The organism is Croceibacterium aestuarii (assembly GCF_030657335.1).
GTDB classification, from domain to species: Bacteria; Pseudomonadota; Alphaproteobacteria; order Sphingomonadales; family Sphingomonadaceae; genus Croceibacterium_B; species Croceibacterium_B aestuarii.
Genome location: NZ_CP131039.1, coordinates 75,884 through 94,758 on the forward strand (window position 1 = coordinate 75,884; position 18,875 = coordinate 94,758).

Sequence of the window (18,875 nt, forward strand, 5' to 3'; positions counted from 1 at the left end):
CGACAAAACAGGAAGGACCAGCCGCAGATGACTCAGGTCGGCAAGAACTCGCTCGGAACCCGCTCGACGCTTGAAGTGGGGGGCAAGTCCTACGCGTACTATTCCCTGAGCAAGGCGTCCGAAACGATCGGCGACGTCAGCCGCCTGCCCTTCAGCATGAAGGTCTTGCTGGAGAACATGCTGCGTTTCGAGGACGGCGGCTTCACCGTCTCGCAGGCGGACATCCAGGCGATCGCCGACTGGCAGAACAACCCGGCAACCGGCAGCGAGATCCAGTACCGCCCGGCGCGCGTGCTGATGCAGGACTTCACCGGCGTGCCCTGCGTCGTCGACCTCGCGGCGATGCGCGATGCCATCGCGCGGCTCGGCGGCGACACCAGCAAGATCAACCCGCTGGTCCCGGTTCACCTCGTCATCGATCACTCGGTCATGGTCGACGAATTCGGCACGCCCAAGGCTTTCGCTCGGAACGTCGAGCTCGAATACCAGCGCAACGCCGAGCGTTACGACTTCCTCAAGTGGGGTTCGAAGAGCCTCGACAACTTCAAGGCCGTGCCTCCGGGCACCGGCATCTGCCACCAGGTCAACCTCGAGCACATCGCGCAGTGCGTCTGGACCAGCCAGGACGAAAGCGGCGAGACCGTCGCCTATCCCGACACTTGCGTCGGCACCGACAGTCACACCACGATGGTCAACGGTCTCGGCGTGCTCGGTTGGGGCGTCGGCGGGATCGAGGCGGAAGCGGCCATGCTCGGTCAGCCGGTCTCGATGCTGATTCCCGAAGTCGTCGGCTTCAAGCTCATCGGCAAGCTCGCCGAGGGCGTGACCGCCACCGACCTCGTGCTGACCTGCGTGCAGATGCTGCGCCAGGTCGGCGTGGTCGGCAGTTTCGTCGAATTCTACGGCCCCGGCGTTACCCAGCTCAGCCTCGCCGACCGCGCAACCATCGCCAACATGGCGCCCGAATACGGGGCCACCTGCGGCTTTTTCGGAGTCGACGAGAAGACCATCGAATACCTCGCCCTGACCGGCCGCGACGAGGAGCAGCTCGCCCTCGTCGAAGCCTATTCCAAGGCACAGGGTCTGTGGTTCACGCCCGAGAACGAGCCGGTCTTCACCAAGACTCTCGAGCTCGACATGGAACGCGTCGTGCCCTCGCTCGCCGGTCCCAAGCGTCCGCAGGACAAGGTCGCGCTGCCCGAGGTGGCCGAACTGTTCAACACCGATCTCAAGAAGCTCTACGGCAAGAGCGGGCCGGTGCGCGTCGACGTCGATGACCGGAACCACGACATCGGTGACGGTGACGTCGTCATCGCGGCGATCACCAGCTGCACCAACACGAGCAACCCCGATGTGCTTATCGCCGCCGGCCTCGTCGCCAGGAAGGCGCACGCCAAAGGAATGATGCCCAAGCCGTGGGTCAAGACCAGCCTCGCCCCAGGATCGCAGGTGGTTACCGACTACCTCATCAAGGCGGGGCTGCAATCCGATCTCGACGCTATCGGCTTCGATCTCGTCGGCTATGGCTGCACCACCTGCATCGGCAATTCGGGTCCGCTGGCCGAGCCGATCAGCAAGGCGATCAACGGCAACGACATCGTCGCCGCCTCGGTCCTCTCGGGCAACCGCAACTTCGAAGGCCGCGTCAGTCCCGACGTGCGCGCCAACTTCCTCGCTAGCCCGCCGCTGGTCGTTGCCTACGCGCTCAAAGGCACGGTGACCGAGGACATCACCACCACCCCGCTGGGTCAGGACAAGGACGGCGCCGACGTCTTTCTCAAGGATGTCTGGCCGACCAATGCGGAGGTGAACGAGATTCGCATGGGCTCGATCGACCGGGGCATGTTCCAGGCCCGCTATGCCGACGTCTACAAGGGCGACGAACACTGGCAGGCGATCGACGTCACCGGCTCCGATACTTACCAGTGGCGCGCCGGCAGCACCTATATCGCCAACCCGCCCTACTTCGACGGGATGACAATGGAGCCAGCGACGATTACCGATATCGTCGACGCCAAGCCGCTGGCGATCCTCGGGGATTCGGTCACCACGGACCATATTTCCCCGGCCGGATCTATCAAAGCCGACAGCCCGGCTGGCGAATACTTGCTCGCCCACCAGGTCGCGAAGCAGGACTTCAATTCCTACGGCAGCCGCCGCGGCAATCACGAGGTGATGATGCGCGGCACCTTCGCCAATATCCGCATTCGCAACGAGATGGTCCCCGGCGTCGAAGGTGGCATGACCACCTACGAGGGCGAGACGATGCCGATCTACGATGCGGCGATGAAGCACAAGGAAGACGGTACGCCGCTGATCGTCGTCGCCGGCAAGGAATACGGTACCGGGTCGAGCCGCGATTGGGCAGCCAAGGGCACGATCCTGCTCGGTGTCCGCGCCGTGGTCGTCGAGAGCTTCGAGCGCATCCACCGTTCGAACCTCGTCGGCATGGGCGTGCTGCCGCTGCAATTCACCGGCGGGGACACACGCGAAACGCTCGGCCTGAAGAGCGACGATAGCTTCACGATCCGCGGCCTGGCGGACATCAAGCCGCAGCAGGACATGGAAGTCGAAGTGGCGCGCGCCGACGGGACAAGCTTCACCTTCACGGCGAAGTGCCGCATCGATACCGCAAACGAGCTCGAATACTATCGCAACGGCGGCATCCTGCAGTACGTGTTGAGGAAGCTCGCGGCCTGAGCCTGCTGGCCCGCCTCGGGCTCGGCAAGCCGGCCGACGAGAAGGCCGATCCGGCCCGACTCGCCGCTGTCGGCAAGGCAGTGCGGAAGCGGCTCCTCGAGGATGCCCGAGCCCGCCCTCTCGGCGGGCGCAAGGCGGATCTGTTCACCGTGCCGGAGTTTGCCGGCCCGGAGGATTGCCGCGCGTTGATCGCGACGATCGAGCAGCACGCCGCGCCCTCAATCCTGTTCAACGACAGCCCGAGCGGCCGGAAGGGGATCCGCACGAGCTCGACGCATTATTTCCGCGACGATCCGGTCGCGACGGACCTTGGCGAACGGATCGACGCCTTGCTCGGCCTCCAGCGGGCCAACGCCGAGACGATGCAGGGCCAGCGCTATCGCTGCGGGGAGGAATACCGGATTCACCGCGACCACTTCCTGCAGCAGCGCGAACACTGGCAGCGCGAGCGGCTGCGCGGGGGCCAGCGGACCTGGACCGCGATGCTCTATCTCAACGCCGTCGAAGCGGGCGGGACAACCGATTTCCCCGAGCTCGAGCTGTCGATCCGCCCCGCGGCGGGCATGCTCCTGGTGTGGAACAACATGGACCGGCGCGGGCGGCCCAACCCGGCGACCCGCCATGGCGGGAGACCAGTGGACGCGGGCGTCAAATATATCGTCACCCAGTGGTACCGGCTGGAAGCCTGGCGCCTGAACCCCGAGTAGATGACGGCTCAGGCGGTGGCGGGCTTTCTGCGCCTGCGCCGGCCGAAGACCGCCGCGGCACCCGCGCCGAACAGGAGCAGCATCGGCGGTGCCGGAACCTGAGTGCCCGAGGTGGTGCCGCAGTGCTTGCCGCAGCCGTAGCTGCTGCTGCCCGAGGTGCTGCTTGATCCCGAGGTCGAGGTCGACGTGCTGCTCGAGGTCGAAGTACTCGAGGTGATATTGCCCGAGGTCGAGCTGGAGGTCGAGGTCGAGGTGCTGGTCGAGACGTTGCCCGAGGTCGAACTCGAGGTCGAGCTGGAAACGTTGCCCGAAGAACTCGAGGTCGAGGTGACGTTGCCCGACGACGAAGTCGTGGTGCTGGTCAGACCGCCGGTAGAAGTGGAGGTCGAGGAGCCGCCGCTCGACGTCGAGGTCGAGGTCGCCCCGACATTCGAATTGTCGACATTGACGTCGACGTTGATGACCTGCCCCTGACCCTGGCTCTGTCCGCCGGTGGTGGTCGTGGTGCTCGAGAGATTGACGCTGCCGCCGCTGCTCGACCCGCCGAAGAAGCCCCCGAAGAACCCGCCGCCGAAGCCGCCGAAGCCGCCCGAGCCGCCGATCACCACCGGGGCTCCGCCGCCGCCACCAGCGATCATGCCGCCCTGCGGTGGCAGGGGAACGCTGACCGGGACCATCGCCATTTGCGGCGCGGCCTGCGAGTAGCAGTAGGCCTCTTCGCGCGCCGGCGCACCGCCGGGTCCGAGTTCGCCGGGTTTGACCATCGTTTCGCCGGGCGCGCATTCCAGCGTGATCGTGCGGCGGATGCGCTTGACCTTGTGCGGGATGACGCGCTTGGCGGTCTTGGTCTTGGTGTACTTCACCGGCGCAGCCTTGGTGTACTTCCCGGCGTGATATTCGGGAGCGCCGCTGGCGGGCGCCTCTGCCACGTGCACTGCACCGCCGACGGCAACCGCGCCGATTGACGCTGCTGCGGACAGTTTCGCGAGGGCCATACGTACAGACATGGTCGATCTCTCAAGCTTTCCCGGATTTGCCTGACCTTCCCGAAATGGAAGGCACGGCGTGTCCGGTTCCAGCCAAGAACAGCCAAAAAACCTTACCCGGCAATTGCGTTAACCAAGAAAAGAAGCCTTGCGGGCGCTTTTTTGAAGGGCCCGGCATCGCCAGACCCGGGGTTGTCCCACAGTGGCACTGAATGGTGGGCATTCGATAAGCAAAAATTAAGCAATTGCGCGGGTTTCGGGCGTTTTGCGCTCTCCCCTCCGCCCTCTATTTCGCAGCCGGAGAATCGCCGAAAAGACCTTCCTGCAGGCCGCCGGGAGGGTTCATTCCGAGGTGTTTCCAGCCGCCCGCGTTAAGGCATCGCCCACGCGCGGTGCGGGCCACCAGGCCGAGCTGGATGAGGAACGGTTCGACCACTTCCTCGATCGTGTCGCGCGGCTCGGCGAGGCCGGCGGCGAGCGTTTCCACCCCGACCGGGCCGCCGCCGTAGATCTCGGCGATCATCGTCAGGTAACGCCGGTCCATCGCGTCGAGCCCGAGGGCGTCGACCTCGAGCCGGGTCAGCGCCTTGTCGGCCACGCCCTGCGTGACCGTCCCGTCGCCGGCGACGTGGGCGAAGTCGCGGACCCGGCGCAGCAACCGCCCGGCCACGCGCGGCGTGCCGCGGGCGCGGCGGGCGATCTCGCGCGCGCCGGCGGGATCGATAGCCACGCCGAGCTTGTCGGCCCCGCGGGTCACCACCCGCTGCAGTTCCTCGACGGTGTAGAAGTTGAGCCGCACCGGGATGCCGAAGCGGTCGCGCAGCGGGGTGGTCAGCAGCCCCTGCCGGGTGGTCGCCCCGATCAGCGTGAACGGCGGCAGGTCGATCCGCACCGAGCGCGCCGAAGGGCCCTCGCCGATGATCAGGTCGAGCGCGCGGTCCTCCATCGCCGGGTAGAGCACTTCCTCGACCACCGGGTTGAGACGGTGAATCTCGTCGATGAACAGCACGTCGTTGGGCTCGAGGTTGGTGAGCAGCGCGGCGAGGTCGCCGGTCTTGCCGATCACCGGCCCGCTGGTGGCGCGGAAACCGACGCCCATCTCGCGCGCGACGATCTGCGCCAGCGTGGTCTTGCCCAGCCCCGGCGGCCCGAAGAACAGCACGTGGTCCATCGCCTCGCCGCGTCCCCGCGCAGCCTCGATGAAGACTCGCAAATTCTCGCGCGCGGCCTCTTGGCCGACGAACTCGGTCAGGGTCTTGGGCCGCAGCGCGGCGTCCGGGTCCTCCGGCTGGCGCTGGGGGGAGAGGGCGGGGTTATCGGTCATGTAACCGCAAACCCGGTGACCCACGAACCCACAGAGAAGCAGGCGACTGAAGCCCAAGAAAACGCTCGCGCAGAGAGCGGGCTTATTGTGGCAAAATCCCTCTCCGCGTCTTCTGCCACCTTGGGATCAATGTCTCGGACTGCGATGGCCGTTGCCCAGATCAACTCGATGTAACTCAATCTTTGGATCGCCTGCCTGTTGATCACTTGAGAGCGCCAAGCCAATCCCAAGGCGCAGATGATGCCGAGCCAAAACGCCCCTCCAGCGATTCGAAACATCGTCGTTGGCATTTCGAGGTCCGAAATTGCGAGCAGACCGCCTCCGTTAATTGCGAGAAAGGACGCCATCAGCCACCGAAAGGCCGCCGAGTGCTCCTCAATTAACGTGATTCTAGCTTCGCTTGTCCGGCGGAGTTTCTCCTTCCCCACTTCGATCGGAATATTAGTCATGTCACAGAATCCAGGCCGACGAGTGCTCCGAGCAAAAACATCCCGAGTGATATGAAAGCACACGAAAGCCCGACCCTCTCGGCTATCTCGCTTTTCGTCTCGAATGGTGTCGCGTCAAAAGACTGTTCCAACTCCAAAGAGTCGGAAATCGCCCGTCTCGACTCAACAAATTCGGCCTGCATCACCAAGCCCTGTGAGACATAGCCCGCGATGTAGATGGCTAATGCCGAGAAGCAGCCAATTCCGAACCAAACGAAGCTCCAAAACAGCGCCCGCGGCTCAACAACGGCTCCAGTATTGCCAGCAAAGGTTAGGAGCGCGAGAATGCCGCCGCCATTCGCCAAGAACAGCGCCTTGATCCCCGCTTGCGCATATTCAACCGAGAACCTCAGCCGATCATGGGCGGAATCCCACCAGCGTTGCCCTTCAGCGCGGGCGACTTCCTTTTGCTCGGGCGTCAGCGCGCCCATCACCCCGCCGCCCTCTTCAGCGCCACGCGGATGAGATCGGTGTCGCTGGCGTCGTCGCCCAGCTCGGCCTGTGCGTGGGCGACGGCAGCGGCCGCGATGGCGGGCTTGAAGCCGAGGTTCTGCAGCGCGGACAAGGCATCGGCGGCGGCTCCGCCGCGCGGCGCGGCGACTGAGGCGCCGGCCAGTCCGCTTCCGGGCAGCGCGCCGGCCTTGTCCTTGAGTTCGTTGACGATGCGGCCCGCCAGCTTCGGGCCAACGCCCTGCGCTCTCGCCACCGTGGCGGCGTCGATGGCGGCGCAGGCGTCGCGCAGTTCTTGCGTAGAGAGCGCCGAAAGGATCGCCAGCGCCACTTTCGAGCCGACGCCCTGCACCTGGGTCAACAGCCGGAACCAGTCGCGCTCGCCGGCGTCGGCGAAGCCGAGCAGGCGCATGTCGTTCTCGGACACCTGCAGGTCGGTGAAGACCGTGCAGCCCTCGCCCACCTCGCCCAGCGCGGCGAGCGTCTTCGACGAGCAGTGGACGAGGTAACCGACGCCGGCGACGTCGATCACCGCCCAGTCGCTCCCCGTCTCGTCGAGCACACCCTTGAGCTTGGCAATCATGCTTTGTTCCTGCTCGCTGGGCGGCCGTTTTGAAAGGGGGCATGTGCCCATCGTCCACGGTGACGACGCGGCATGGCTGCGAGGGGCCCGCGAGAGGATGACACAAGCGACAGGGTGTCACCCGGCTCATTCGACAGTATTTCTTGTGTTTCCAATGGCTTGAAGCACAATCGGCCGGGTGACACTCTTGCGGAATCGCGAGGAAAATCGCTTCTGGCGCTGCTCTCGACCGGAAGGCTGGTTCGAGGGGGCAAGCCGATCATCCGAGGAGACTGGCACAAGTCAGGGTCTGTAGGACAGCCCATTCCTCTGCCGGACGCTCGACACCGACGGCGGTTGCGCTATGGGAACCCCTCATGAGCTGGAACACCTTCGGACGGGTCTTGCGTTTCACCACCTGGGGCGAAAGCCACGGGCCGGCGCTCGGCGCGATTGTAGACGGGTGTCCGCCGGGCCTTTCGCTCACCGAAAGCGATATCCAGCCGTTCCTAGATGCCCGGCGGCCGGGGACCAGCAAGTTCACCACCCAGCGCAAGGAACCCGACGCAGTCCGCATCCTCTCGGGCACGTTCGAGGGCCGGACCACCGGCACGCCGATTTCGCTGATGATCGAGAACGTCGACCAGCGCTCGAAGGATTATTCGGAAGTCGCCAAGGCTTATCGCCCGGGCCACGCCGACTATGCCTACGACGCCAAGTACGGTTTGCGCGACTACCGCGGCGGCGGGCGGTCGAGCGCGCGGGAGACGGCGGCGCGGGTCGCCGCGGGCGCGGTGGCGCGGCTGGTCATCGCGGAAGTGACGCTCACCGCCTACGTCTCGGAGATCGGCGGCGATGCGATCGACCCTGCGAGGTTCGACGCGGCCGAAATCGGCAACAACCCGTTCTTCTGCCCCGACGCGGCGGCGGCCAAGCGGTGGGAAGCGCTGGTCGACGAGGCGCGCAAGGCCGGCTCGAGCCTCGGCGCGGTGGTCGAATGCGTCGCGACCGGCGTTCCGGCCGGCTGGGGCGCGCCGATCTACGCCAAGCTCGACGCGGACCTGGCGAGTGCGATGATGGGCATCAATGCGGTCAAGGGCGTCGAGATCGGCGAAGGCATGGCCGCCGCCCGCCTGCGCGGGGAAGAGAACGCCGACCCGATGCGTCCGGGCGAAAACGGCTCGCCCGAGTTCCTCGCCAACCATGCGGGCGGCATCGCCGGCGGCATCAGCACCGGTCAGCCGGTGGTAGTTCGGGTGGCGTTCAAGCCGACCAGCTCGATCCTTATCCCGCAGGAAACCGTAACGCGCGAAGGCGCGGCGACCGAGCTCGCCACCAAGGGCCGCCACGATCCCTGCGTGGGCATCCGCGGCACCCCGGTGGTCGAGGCGATGATGGCGCTGGTCCTGACCGACCACAAGCTGCTGCACCGGGCGCAGTGCGGGTCATGAAGCGGGACCCCGGGTCAAGCCCGGGGTGACGTAAATCTTTGGCGGACCACTTCGCTTCTTCGTCGCCCCGGATTTGATCCAGGGTCGCGATATTGCACCCTCACGGCTGCACGATGCCCTCGCGGATCGGCCAGCCGCCGAGCGCGAGTTCCGGGGGGAACAGGCGCATCCAGGCCTGCACCATGTGGATCTGGCCGTCGTAGACCTTGAACATCTCCCAGGCCGTCAGCTTGGGCGAATCCGGTCCGCCGCGCTGGTTCCAGTGGAGCCGCATGAGAACGATGCCCATGCGCTCGTCGACGACGATTTCGCGCACGGTGACCCGGCCCAACTGCTTGAAGATCGCCAGCGACTGATTGCCGATGTCCTCGCAGCCCGGGAAGAACGTGCACCCCGGCCCGGCCATGAGCGCGCCGTTTTCGAGCCGGAAAGCCTCGGGCGCGAACGGGGTGCCGATGGCGTCAAAGGTCTCGGCATTGCTGAGCCCGCGCGGGTAGAACATGGCAATGCGGATTGCCTCGTCGCGCGATTCGAGCTGGTCCGGCCGCGGCGGCAGGGCCATCCCCTCGGCCGGGGCACCGCTGTAGGCGTCGATGTTGTAGATCATGCCATCGGCGCGGCTGCGGGTGGCGACCAGTTCGAGTTCGTCGATCTTGTTGTCGCCGTCTATCCTGACCCGCACGACCAGCAGGATCGGCGCGCCCGATTCCTCGACCATGGCGCCCGCCACGGCTTGGCCGGCGCGCGTGTCGACGATGTCCTGGCGATAACCGCGCAGCCGGGTGACCGACCGCACCAGCCCGACCTTGTCGAGCGGCTTCTCGACGCCGTCTTCGGTGACCCGCAGCGTGGCGGCAACGGGCAGCTTGCTGACGTCGTGGTCGGCGAGCGCGTAGAGCACTTCGCTGACTTTGCCGCGCAGGCATTCGCGGTCGCAGGACGGTGCGGCGGCCTCGGCGGCGGCGGCCGGCCGCGCGGCGACCGCGGCGGACGACAGGATCAGGCACAGCGCCAGGACGATTCGCAAGACTTCTCTCCCCCCAAATGGCCGGGCGCAGCGCCGCGGCCGGCGGACTATAGCGCGCCCGCTCCGAATTGGAAAAGCGCCCTGAGCGGTGCGGGGGGCGCGCTTTCGGGGGCGGGTTTTTTCCCGCCGCGCAAGGGGTCGATTTGCGGCCTTTCAGAATCCCGAGAAGTCGGGCGCGCGCCGTTCCATGAATGCGGCGAACGCCTCGCGCGCTTCGGCGCTCTGCAGGCGCTCGCGGAACTCCGCCATTTCGGCGTCGGTCCGCGCCAGCAGCGTTTCGGCGTCGCGCATCAGCCGCTTGGTGGCGACGAGCGCGCCGAGCGGCCGGCGAGCCAGCGCCGCGGCGGCTTCGCGCGCTGCCGGCAGAACGTCGCCGGCGGGCAGGACGGCGTTGGCGAGACCGAGCGCCATCGCCTCCTGCGCCGTCAGCCCCTCGCCCAGCGCGAACATCGCGAAGGCGCGAACATGGCCGATGCGCGCGGGGAGCAGCAGGCTCGAAGCCGCCTCGGGCACCAGCGCGAGATCGACGAAAGGCGCGGTGAGCCGCGCGCCCTGGGCAAGATAGACGAGGTCGCAGTGCAAGAGCAGCGTCGTGCCGATACCGACCGCGAGACCGGGGACGGCGGCGACGATCGGCTTTTCCGCCCGCGCCAGCGCCGCGATGAAGCGCGTGCCCTCGTCCGCATCGGCCGCGCCGCTCGCCACCCGGGCGAAGTCTGCCATGTCGTTGCCCGCGGTAAAGACCTCTCCCGCGCCGGTGAACAGCACGACGCGGAGCGCCGGATCGCGCTGGGCGCCTTCGAGCGCCTCGCGCGCGGCGCGGTACATCGCCATCGAGAGCGCGTTCTTCTTCTCGGGCCGGTCGAAGGTCACCTCGCGCACCCCGCCGACGTCCCGAATCGCGACCTGACCGCTCATCGCGCCCTCCTCTTTCTGGCCCGAACCTCGTGCCACGAAACACCGCTGATTGCGATTACTGCAACAGGTGTTGCGCGTACGGAAACTTGCGCACGATTGATTGATAATTTCGATGTTCGCAATCGCAACAAACACCTTTGTTGCGCCGCATCAATGACTATCTCCGCCTTCGAGTTTTCAACCCTCGCAGACAACCGAACAGGAGCATTTTGATGGGTATCATCGGCAGCACGATCAAGCCGTTCAAGGCGACCGCCTTCAAGGCGGGCGAAAACTTCTACGACGTCACCGAAAAGGACATCGAGGGCAAGTGGGCCGTGTTCTTCTTCTACCCGGCGGACTTCACCTTCGTGTGCCCGACCGAGCTCGAGGATCTCGGCGAGCATTACGAGATGCTGCAGAAGCTCGGCGTCGAAGTTTTCGCGGTCAGCACCGACACGCACTTCAGCCACAAGGCGTGGCACGACACCTCGGAGAAGATCGGCAAGCTCAAGTACGCCTTCCTCGGCGACCAGATGCACGTACTGTCGAACAACTTCGGCGTGCTGCGCGACGGTGTCGGCCTGGCCGACCGCGCGACCTTCGTGGTCGATCCCGACGGCGTGATCCAGCTCATGGAAATCACCTGCGAGGGTGTCGGCCGCAACGCCAACGAGCTGGTCCGCAAGATCCGCGCCGCGCAATACGTGCGTTCGCATCCGGGCGAAGTGTGCCCGGCGGCCTGGGAAGAAGGCAGCGACACGCTGGCTCCCTCGCTCGACCTCGTCGGCAAGCTCTGATTCGACAGCGGCCGCCCCAGCGGCGGCCGCGAGACCCGGGGCGGCCCCCTCCCCCCTCGCCGCCCCGGGTCTCCAACCCTTCATTGTAACGGAACCGCCATGCTCGACGCGACCCTGACCCAGCAGCTCAAGACCTACCTCGCCAACCTGCGCGAGCCGATCGAGCTCGTCGCGACGCTCGGGCAAGGCAAGAAGTCGGACGACACGCGCGAACTCCTCACCGAGATCGCTGCGCTGCATGACATGGTCTCGGCGCGCTTCGACGGGGCCGGTTCGCGGACGCCGAGCTTCGTCATTCGCCGCGCGTCCGATCCGGATGTCGCGGTCGAGTTCGCCGGGCTGCCGATGGGGCACGAGTTCACCAGCCTGGTGCTGGCGCTGCTGTGGGCCGGCGGGCATCCGCCCAAGGTCTCCGACGAGGTCATGGCGCAGATTCGCGACCTCGAGGGCACCTACGCCTTCGAGATGTATTTCTCGCTGAGCTGCCACAACTGCCCCGACGTGGTGCAGGCGCTGACCCTGCTGGCGCTCAACAACACGGGCGTGACCGCGACCCTGATCGAAGGCGGCACGTTCCAGGACGAGGTCGAGAGCCGCGGCGTCATGGCCGTGCCCGCCACGTTCCTGAATGGCGAAATGTGGGCCAGCGGCAAGATGGGCGTCGAGGAAATCCTCGCCAAGCTGGACAGCAACGCCGGCGCCCGCGCCGCGGCCAAGCTGGCCGAGAAGAAGCCGTTCGACGTGCTGATCGTCGGCGGCGGGCCGGCGGGTGCGGCGGCCTCGATCTATGCCGCGCGCAAGGGCTTTGCTACCGGGATCGCGGCCGAGCGGTTCGGCGGCCAGGTGCTCGACACGCTCGGCATCGAGAACTTCATTTCCGTGCCCTATACCGAAGGCCCCAAGCTCGTTGCTCAGCTCGAGCAGCACGTCGCCGAGAACGCGGTCGACGTCATGACGCTCCAGACGGCGGAAAAGCTCATCCCGGCACGCATGCCGGGCGGCATGCACGAAGTGCGCTTTGCCGGCGGCGGCAGCCTCAAGGCACGCAGCGTCATTCTCGCCACCGGCGCGCGCTGGCGCCAGCTCGGCGTGCCGGGCGAGGACGAATACCGCAACAAGGGCGTGGCCTACTGCCCGCACTGCGACGGCCCGCTGTACAAGGGCAAGCGCGTGGCGGTGATCGGCGGCGGCAATTCGGGGGTCGAGGCGGCCATCGACCTGGCCAACATCGTCGATCACGTCACGCTGGTCGAATTCGCCGACGCCCTGCGCGCCGACCAGGTTCTGCAGGACAAGCTCCATTCGCTCGGCAACGTCGACGTGCTGCTCTCGGCCGAGACGACCGAGATCACCGGCGACGGCGAGCGCGTGACCGGCCTGGTGTGGCGCGGGCGGCATTCGGGGCAGGAGCACCGCGTGGATCTCGAAGGCGTGTTCGTGCAGATCGGCCTCGTTCCGAATACCGAATGGCTCGCGGACAGCGGCATCACGCTGTCGCGCCACGGCGAGATCGAGATCGACGGGCGGGCGGCGACCAACCTGCCCGGCGTTTTTGCGGCAGGCGACGTGACCACGGTTCCCTACAAGCAGATCGTGATCGCGATGGGCGAAGGCTCCAAGGCGGCGCTCAGCGCGTTCGACTATCTGATCCGCACCGAACCGGTCACCGACATCGCGGAAGCCGCCTGAGCGCCCATTGCGACTAATCGATTGTCTCGCTCGACAGGCGGTGATTGATTAATTCGCTCAACCTTATCGGACTATCCCGCTAACCCCTCGCCCGCCCTCCTGTTAGTCTGCGTCAAAGACGGCGACCTGCTGAGTCGCTGCACTGCAACAACCGGCAGACAGGAGAGCGAAAGATGGACGCCAAGACAGGATCGATCGAGGGCGGTTGCCCGGTACCCCACGACGGAGGCGTGCGGGCGCTGCTCGGCCGCACCAACAAGGACTGGTGGCCGGAGATGCTCGCCACCGAAATCCTCAACCCCAACGGCCCCACCAACCCCTACGGCGACGATTTCGACTACGCCGAGGCTTTCAACGCCGTCGATTACAAGGCGCTCAAGCAGGACCTCACCGACCTGATGACCGACAGCCAGCCGTGGTGGCCGGCGGACTACGGCCATTACGGACCGTTCTTCATCCGCATGGCCTGGCACGCGGCGGGTACCTACCGCACCGCCGACGGCCGCGGCGGCGCCAACAGCGGCCAGCAGCGCTTCGCCCCGCTCGACAGCTGGCCCGACAACGGCAATCTCGACAAGGCGCGCCGCCTGCTGTGGCCGATCAAGCAGAAGTACGGCAAGAACATCAGCTGGGCCGACCTGTTCATCCTCGCCGGCAACGTCGCGATCGAGAGCATGGGCGGGCCGACCTTCGGCTTCGGCGGCGGCCGCGCCGACGTCTACGAGCCCGAGCGCGACATCTATTGGGGTTCGGAAGACAAGTGGGTGAACGAGAACGTTCAGACCCGCATCGCGCCAGACCACGGCATGCACGAGCTCGAAGGACCGCTCGCCGCGATCCAGATGGGCCTGATCTACGTCAACCCCGAAGGCCCGCAGGGCAATCCGCACGACATGGAAGGCATGGCGCGCGACATCAAGGAAACCTTCGCCCGCATGGCGATGGATCACGAAGAGACGGTAGCGCTTACCGCCGGCGGCCATACCTTCGGCAAGTGCCACGGCAATGGCGATCCATCGACCCTTGGCGCGGCGCCGGCGGGCGGCGACCTCGCCGCGCAGGGCTTCGGCTGGGTTTCCGGAGAAGAGCATGGCGGCATCGGCGAGCACACCGTGACAAGCGGCCTCGAAGGTGCGTGGACCAATACCCCCGACAAGTGGAGCGAGAACTACTTCCGCCTGCTGCTCGATTACGATTACGAGCTGGTGAAGTCCCCCGCGGGCGCCCAGCAGTGGCAGCCGATCGACCAGAAGGAAGAGGACATGGCGCCGGCGGCCTGGGACCCGAGCAAGAAGGTTCCGACGATGATGACCACCGCGGACATGGCGCTCAAGAACGATCCGGAATTCCGCAAGATATCGGAGAAGTTCCGCAACGATCACGAGGCGTTCAAGGATGCCTTCGCCCGCGCGTGGTTCAAGCTGACCCACCGCGACATGGGCCCCAAGGCGCGCTACCTTGGGCCCGAGGTGCCCGAAGAAGACCTGATCTGGCAGGATCCGGTCCCGGCCGGCACGATGCCATCCGACAGCCTTGTCAACGAGATCAAGGGCAAGATCGCCGATAGCGGGCTGACCGTCAGCCAGCTGATCAAGACCGCCTGGGCCTCGGCCTCGACGTATCGCAAGTCCGACCACCGGGGCGGCGCCAACGGCGCGCGCGTGGCGCTCGAGCCGCAGAAGAACTGGGAGGTCAACGAGCCGGTGATGCTCGCCAAGGTCATCGACACCCTCAACGGCCTGCGCGGGGACATGAGCCTCGCCGATGCCATCGTTCTCGGCGGAGTGGTCGGGCTCGAGAAGGCGATCAAGGACGCCGGCTTCTCAGTCGAGGTCCCCTTCACGGGCGGTCGCGGCGACGCGACGCAGGACCAGACCGATGCCGCGAGCTTCGACGTGATGGAGCCCGAGGCCGACGCCTTCCGCAACTACGTCGGCAAGAAGAAGCTCGCGATCAAGGTCGAGGAAATGATGCTCGACCGCGCCAGCCTGCTCGGCCTCTCGGTGCCAGAGATGACGGTGCTGATCGGCGGCCTGCGCGTGCTCGGCGCCAACCACGGCGAACGCGGGCACGGCCACTTCACCAAGCGTTCGGGCCAGTTGACCAACGACTTCTTCGTCAACCTCTACGACATGACGAACGTCTGGAAGGCGACTGACGACAGCGACCAGGAATACGTCGCGACCGACCGCAAGGACGGCAGCACCAAGTGGCACGCCACCCGCGCCGACCTGATCTTCGGTTCGAACTCCGAACTGCGCGCCGTCGGACAGGTCTACGCCGAGAATGGAAACGAAGAGAAGTTCGTGAAGGACTTCGTCAAGGCCTGGACCAAGGTCATGGACGCCGACCGCTTCGACCTGACCTGCGCCAAGTACCACCAGTAGGCGCCGATTTGTTGCGGCCCACCGCCCGGGCCGGCAAGACGGACCCCCGGTAGCGATGCCGGGGGTCTTGTTTTTTGCCCTCGAACAATTTCCCGGGCCGGATTTTGCCGCATCGGATATGGTGCAACTGCGGCGCACCCGGCGCGGCCGCATGGTGCGGGAGAACAGATCATGGGCCGTCTTCACGTTCACTCCGAATCCCACGCCACCTCGCGGATCGGTTGGCTGCGGGCCGCCGTAATGGGCGCCAACGACGGGATTGTCTCGACCGCCAGCCTGATCGTCGGCGTCGCCTCGGCCAGTGCCGGGCGCAGCGAAGTGCTGGTCGCGGGCATGGCGGCGCTGTTTGCCGGAGCGATGTCGATGGCGGCGGGCGAATATGTCTCGGTCAGTTCGCAGGCCGATACCGAGAAGGCCGATCTTGCCCGCGAGACCCGCGAACTGGCCGAACAGCCCGACTTCGAGCACGCCGAACTGGCCAAGATCTACGAGGGCCGAGGCGTCGATCCGGCCACCGCCAGCACCGTGGCGACGCAGATGATGGCGCACGATGCCCTAGGCGCCCACGCCCGCGACGAACTGGGGATTTCCGAAGCCACCACGGCCCGGCCGCTGCAGGCGGCGATGGCCTCCGCACTGACATTCACCGCGGGTGCGGCCGCGCCGCTTGCCGTCGTTCCGCTGGTCCCCATGGGCATCGTGATCCCGGCGGTGGCAGCCGTATCGTTGCTGTGCCTCGTCGTTCTGGGCGGCCTGGGCGCGAAGGCCGGCAGCGCGCCGCTCGTTCCCTCGATGGTGCGAGTAAGCTTCTGGGGCGCGCTGGCGATGGCCGTAACGGCCGGGGTGGGGCAGCTGTTCGGCGCGACGGTCGCCTGACCTTCAGCGCCGCTTCCGCAGGACGAGATAGAGCGCACCCTCACCCCCGTGGCGGCGGTGGGCCGTGCGGACGGCGGCGATATCGGACCCGTGCGGCCCGGCGGCGAGCCAGTCGAGGACCTTGGCGCGGATCGCGCCGCGGCGCTCGGCCCGGTCGGCGGCGGCGACCGGACGCGGCTTGCCGGTGATCAGCAGCACGACCCGCGCGCCCATCGCCTTGGCTTGCAGCAACCCGTCGTCGAGCCGACGGTGCGCCCCCTCGAGCGTATGGCCGTGGAGATCGAGCGTAAAATCGGGAGCGAGCGTACCGCGCGCCAGTTTCCTGTCCCAGGTCGAATCGAGCGGCTGTGAAGGATCGCGCGGCGCCGGTGCTGCCAGGGGGACCGGGCGCGGCGGCGGAATGCGGCCCTTGGGCGGACGGGGCGCGGGCGCCGCAGGCGCCGCCGGAGCGGGTGGCGAAGCCCCTCCACCACCCACCTCGTGCCGGGGAGGATCGAGCGGCCGCACCGTCGCGGCAAGGCGCGCCCAGGCGGCGGATTCCTCGGCTGTCAGTCCGCGCGGGGGCTTCACCTGCCGGTCAGCCGATAAACAGTCCCCTTGGGCAGCAGGAGCAGCGCCCGGCCGTGCGCGCTCATGCCGCCGGCGATGCGGCGAGCATCCTCGCCATTGCCCCAGAAGGTGTCGAAGCGGTTCGCGCCCTTGATTGCCCCGCCGGTGTCCTGCGCGATCCACAGCCCGGTGACGTCGGCGTTGTCCATATCCAGCCAGACCGGCGCGCCGAGCGGCACGTAGTTGGGGTCGGCGGCGACCGAGCTCTGCCGCCGGACAGGCACCCCGAGCGCGCCGAGCGGCCCGTCGCCGACGATCTCGCGGAAGAAGACCCAAGACGGGTTCTCGCGCATCAGCGCGCGGCCCTCCTCCGGGTGCTCGCGCAAGTACTGCATGATGCCCTGCATGGTGCTGGCATATTGCCCGGGTCCGTCGCCAAGCAGACCGCGCTCGCGCATGACGCGGCCGATCGAGACGTATTCGCGCCCGTTCTGCCCGGCATAGCCGATCCGCATCGTGCTGCCGTCGGGCCCGCGCAGCAGGCCCGATCCCTGCACCTGCAGGAAGAAGAATTCGACCGGATCGGCGGCCCAGGCGATTTCCAGCCCGCGCCCGACCAGCGCCCCGTCCTCGATCTGGGCGCGGTCGTAATAGGGGACGAACTTGCCCTCCGCATCGAAGCGGCCGAGCGGCGGGCGGCCCTCGCGCTCGTCGGGCGGCGTGTCCGCGGGCCAGGCGCGCACCAGATCGTCCGGCACGCCGTAGACCGGAAGGTCGAAGGCCGGAGAGCGCGTTCGCTGGCCGGCGATCTCGGGTTCGTAGTAACCGGTGGCGAAGCTGCTGCCGTCGCCGACGACGGCGGTCTCGAACCAAGTGCCGAAGAAGGCTTTCGCCTCACCGTAAGGCCAGGTCGCGGCTGCGCGGCAGGCCGCATCCCAGTCGCGCGCCCGGGTCAGCCCGCTGACGTCATCGCGGCGCAGCAGCGCCGGGCACGATTCGACGAACCCGGCGAGCGCCGCCCCGGCGTCGTTGGGAGCGATGTCGAGCGAGCCGATCGAAGGACCGTGCCTCACGCCGGCGAGCAGCGCCGATGGGGGCGGTGCGGGTGTCGGGGTGGGCGAAGGCCGCGGAGTCGAAGTGCCCGGGGGAACGAGGCCGGTGCAGCTGCCGAGCAGAGCCATGACGGCGAGTGCAGCGGCGAACTGTCCGGTCCGCCAGCGCTTGCCCCCCATTCAAGCCCCCCAGTGCGGCGTCAGCCGAGGTCGGTTTCGTCGAGCAGCCAGTCGGGCGCGGCGGACCTGGTGTCGCGCGAGAACGTCCAGACATCGCGGCTTTCGACCGCGTCGTCGAGCGAGCCGGCGACCGGGTTGCCGTCCTTGTCGCGGGTGACGGTGGCGATGTCCGCGACAAAGCGCACGGCGATGCGGGCGATCTGACCGTCGAGGCGGGCCGAATGAACCGTCGTGTCCTCGATACGGATGAGCCGGTTGTCGAGGGTCAACCCTTCGCTTTCACGCTCGTCGATGGCCGCGGCGAAGCCCTGATAGACGTCTTCGTCGCACAGCCCGCGCAGCTCGTCCTTGTCGCCGCGCCAGAACGCCTCGAGAATCATGGCGTAAGCGCCCTTGGCGCCTTCCAGGAATGGCAGAAGATCGAACGAGCGATCGGCCGCGACGATCGCGGACAATCCGCGTTCGATCGCCGGGGGAAACCCGGCCAGGCCGCGCTGCGGTGCAGGCTGCAGTGCGCCGTTCTGCGGCGGCGAAGGCGTTGCTCCCGCCTGTTCGGGCGCTTCGAAACGGGTCGGGATCGATTCTTCCTCATGCTCCGCCCGGCGGCCGAGCACCGAGTAGAGTCGCAGGCCCAGGAAGGCCGCGATCGCTGCGAGGATGACAATCTCGTAAATCACCGTTTCGTTCGTCCTGTTCTCCCGGAAAATAGGCCCGGATTGCGATATGTCCTGATGATGCCCGAGATAGATA

17 protein-coding genes are annotated in these 18,875 nt (G+C 66.9%); 7 read left to right on the top strand and 10 right to left on the bottom strand.

Annotated elements, in window-relative coordinates; translation table 11 throughout:
• The first annotated feature begins 27 nt into the window (after positions 1-27).
• On the top strand, positions 28-2,700 hold the full coding sequence (acnA, locus tag Q7I88_RS00360; RefSeq protein ID WP_305097062.1) for an aconitate hydratase AcnA: 2,673 nt from the start codon (positions 28-30) through the stop codon (positions 2,698-2,700).
• An 80-nt stretch (positions 2,701-2,780) separates the two neighbouring features.
• A complete protein-coding gene (locus Q7I88_RS00365; protein ID WP_305097063.1) occupies positions 2,781-3,407 on the top strand; it encodes a prolyl hydroxylase family protein in 627 nt (208 codons plus the stop codon).
• A gap of 8 nt (positions 3,408-3,415) precedes the next feature.
• Here Q7I88_RS00365 and Q7I88_RS00370 read toward each other — a convergent pair whose 3' ends face one another.
• The 5 genes from Q7I88_RS00370 to ruvA all read right to left on the bottom strand — a co-directional run bounded on the left by Q7I88_RS00370 (position 3,416) and on the right by ruvA (position 7,238).
• The gene (locus tag Q7I88_RS00370; RefSeq protein ID WP_305097064.1) at positions 3,416-4,414 is read right to left on the bottom strand and encodes a PEP-CTERM sorting domain-containing protein; all 999 of its coding nucleotides are present in this window, start codon (positions 4,412-4,414) and stop codon (positions 3,416-3,418) included.
• A gap of 265 nt (positions 4,415-4,679) precedes the next feature.
• Positions 4,680-5,717, bottom strand: coding sequence for a Holliday junction branch migration DNA helicase RuvB (ruvB, locus tag Q7I88_RS00375; RefSeq protein WP_305097065.1), 1,038 nt, complete (start codon positions 5,715-5,717; stop codon positions 4,680-4,682).
• Positions 5,714-6,166, bottom strand: coding sequence for a hypothetical protein (locus tag Q7I88_RS00380; RefSeq protein WP_305097066.1), 453 nt, complete (start codon positions 6,164-6,166; stop codon positions 5,714-5,716). The genes ruvB and Q7I88_RS00380 overlap by 4 nt, the downstream gene beginning before the upstream one ends.
• Positions 6,163-6,636: a hypothetical protein gene (locus Q7I88_RS00385; protein WP_305097067.1), complete on the bottom strand. Its 474-nt coding sequence runs from the start codon at positions 6,634-6,636 to the stop codon at positions 6,163-6,165. Before Q7I88_RS00385 ends, Q7I88_RS00380 begins: the two co-directional genes overlap by 4 nt.
• A complete protein-coding gene (gene ruvA, locus Q7I88_RS00390) occupies positions 6,636-7,238 on the bottom strand; it encodes a Holliday junction branch migration protein RuvA (RefSeq protein WP_305097068.1) in 603 nt (200 codons plus the stop codon). The genes Q7I88_RS00385 and ruvA overlap by 1 nt, the downstream gene beginning before the upstream one ends.
• 356 nt (positions 7,239-7,594) lie before the next feature.
• On the opposite strand from ruvA, the gene aroC reads away from it, so the two are divergent.
• Positions 7,595-8,668 carry a chorismate synthase gene (gene aroC, locus Q7I88_RS00395; protein WP_305097069.1) on the top strand — a complete coding sequence of 358 codons (1,074 nt, stop codon included), beginning with the start codon at positions 7,595-7,597 and terminating at the stop codon, positions 8,666-8,668.
• A 100-nt stretch (positions 8,669-8,768) separates the two neighbouring features.
• On the opposite strand, the gene Q7I88_RS00400 is transcribed toward aroC, so the two are convergent.
• Positions 8,769-9,695, bottom strand: a complete 927-nt coding sequence (locus Q7I88_RS00400; protein WP_305097070.1) for a DUF8021 domain-containing protein — start codon at positions 9,693-9,695, stop codon at positions 8,769-8,771.
• 153 nt (positions 9,696-9,848) lie between these two features.
• Positions 9,849-10,613 carry an enoyl-CoA hydratase-related protein gene (locus Q7I88_RS00405; RefSeq protein ID WP_305097071.1) on the bottom strand — a complete coding sequence of 255 codons (765 nt, stop codon included), beginning with the start codon at positions 10,611-10,613 and terminating at the stop codon, positions 9,849-9,851.
• 212 nt (positions 10,614-10,825) lie between these two features.
• Between Q7I88_RS00405 and ahpC the strand changes: the two genes are divergently transcribed.
• From ahpC to Q7I88_RS00425, 4 genes are all read left to right on the top strand, one after another.
• Positions 10,826-11,392 (top strand): alkyl hydroperoxide reductase subunit C, encoded by a 567-nt coding sequence (gene ahpC / locus Q7I88_RS00410; protein WP_305097072.1) that lies wholly within the window; start codon positions 10,826-10,828, stop codon positions 11,390-11,392.
• Between the two features lie 99 nt (positions 11,393-11,491).
• Positions 11,492-13,081 carry an alkyl hydroperoxide reductase subunit F gene (ahpF, locus tag Q7I88_RS00415; RefSeq protein WP_305097073.1) on the top strand — a complete coding sequence of 530 codons (1,590 nt, stop codon included), beginning with the start codon at positions 11,492-11,494 and terminating at the stop codon, positions 13,079-13,081.
• A 173-nt stretch (positions 13,082-13,254) separates the two neighbouring features.
• Positions 13,255-15,468: a catalase/peroxidase HPI gene (gene katG / locus Q7I88_RS00420; protein WP_305097074.1), complete on the top strand. Its 2,214-nt coding sequence runs from the start codon at positions 13,255-13,257 to the stop codon at positions 15,466-15,468.
• A gap of 171 nt (positions 15,469-15,639) precedes the next feature.
• Positions 15,640-16,344: a VIT1/CCC1 transporter family protein gene (locus Q7I88_RS00425; protein ID WP_305097075.1), complete on the top strand. Its 705-nt coding sequence runs from the start codon at positions 15,640-15,642 to the stop codon at positions 16,342-16,344.
• A 3-nt stretch (positions 16,345-16,347) separates the two neighbouring features.
• Here Q7I88_RS00425 and Q7I88_RS00430 read toward each other — a convergent pair whose 3' ends face one another.
• The 3 genes from Q7I88_RS00430 to Q7I88_RS00440 are packed head-to-tail and all read right to left on the bottom strand — an operon-like array spanning position 16,348 to position 18,802.
• The gene (locus Q7I88_RS00430) at positions 16,348-16,914 is read right to left on the bottom strand and encodes a Smr/MutS family protein (protein WP_305097076.1); all 567 of its coding nucleotides are present in this window, start codon (positions 16,912-16,914) and stop codon (positions 16,348-16,350) included.
• Complete coding sequence (mltA, locus tag Q7I88_RS00435; protein WP_305097077.1) at positions 16,911-18,125, bottom strand: murein transglycosylase A; 1,215 nt, start codon at positions 18,123-18,125, stop codon at positions 16,911-16,913. Before mltA ends, Q7I88_RS00430 begins: the two co-directional genes overlap by 4 nt.
• 20 nt (positions 18,126-18,145) lie before the next feature.
• The gene (locus tag Q7I88_RS00440) at positions 18,146-18,802 is read right to left on the bottom strand and encodes a Tim44/TimA family putative adaptor protein (protein WP_305097078.1); all 657 of its coding nucleotides are present in this window, start codon (positions 18,800-18,802) and stop codon (positions 18,146-18,148) included.
• Positions 18,803-18,875 lie beyond the last annotated feature (73 nt).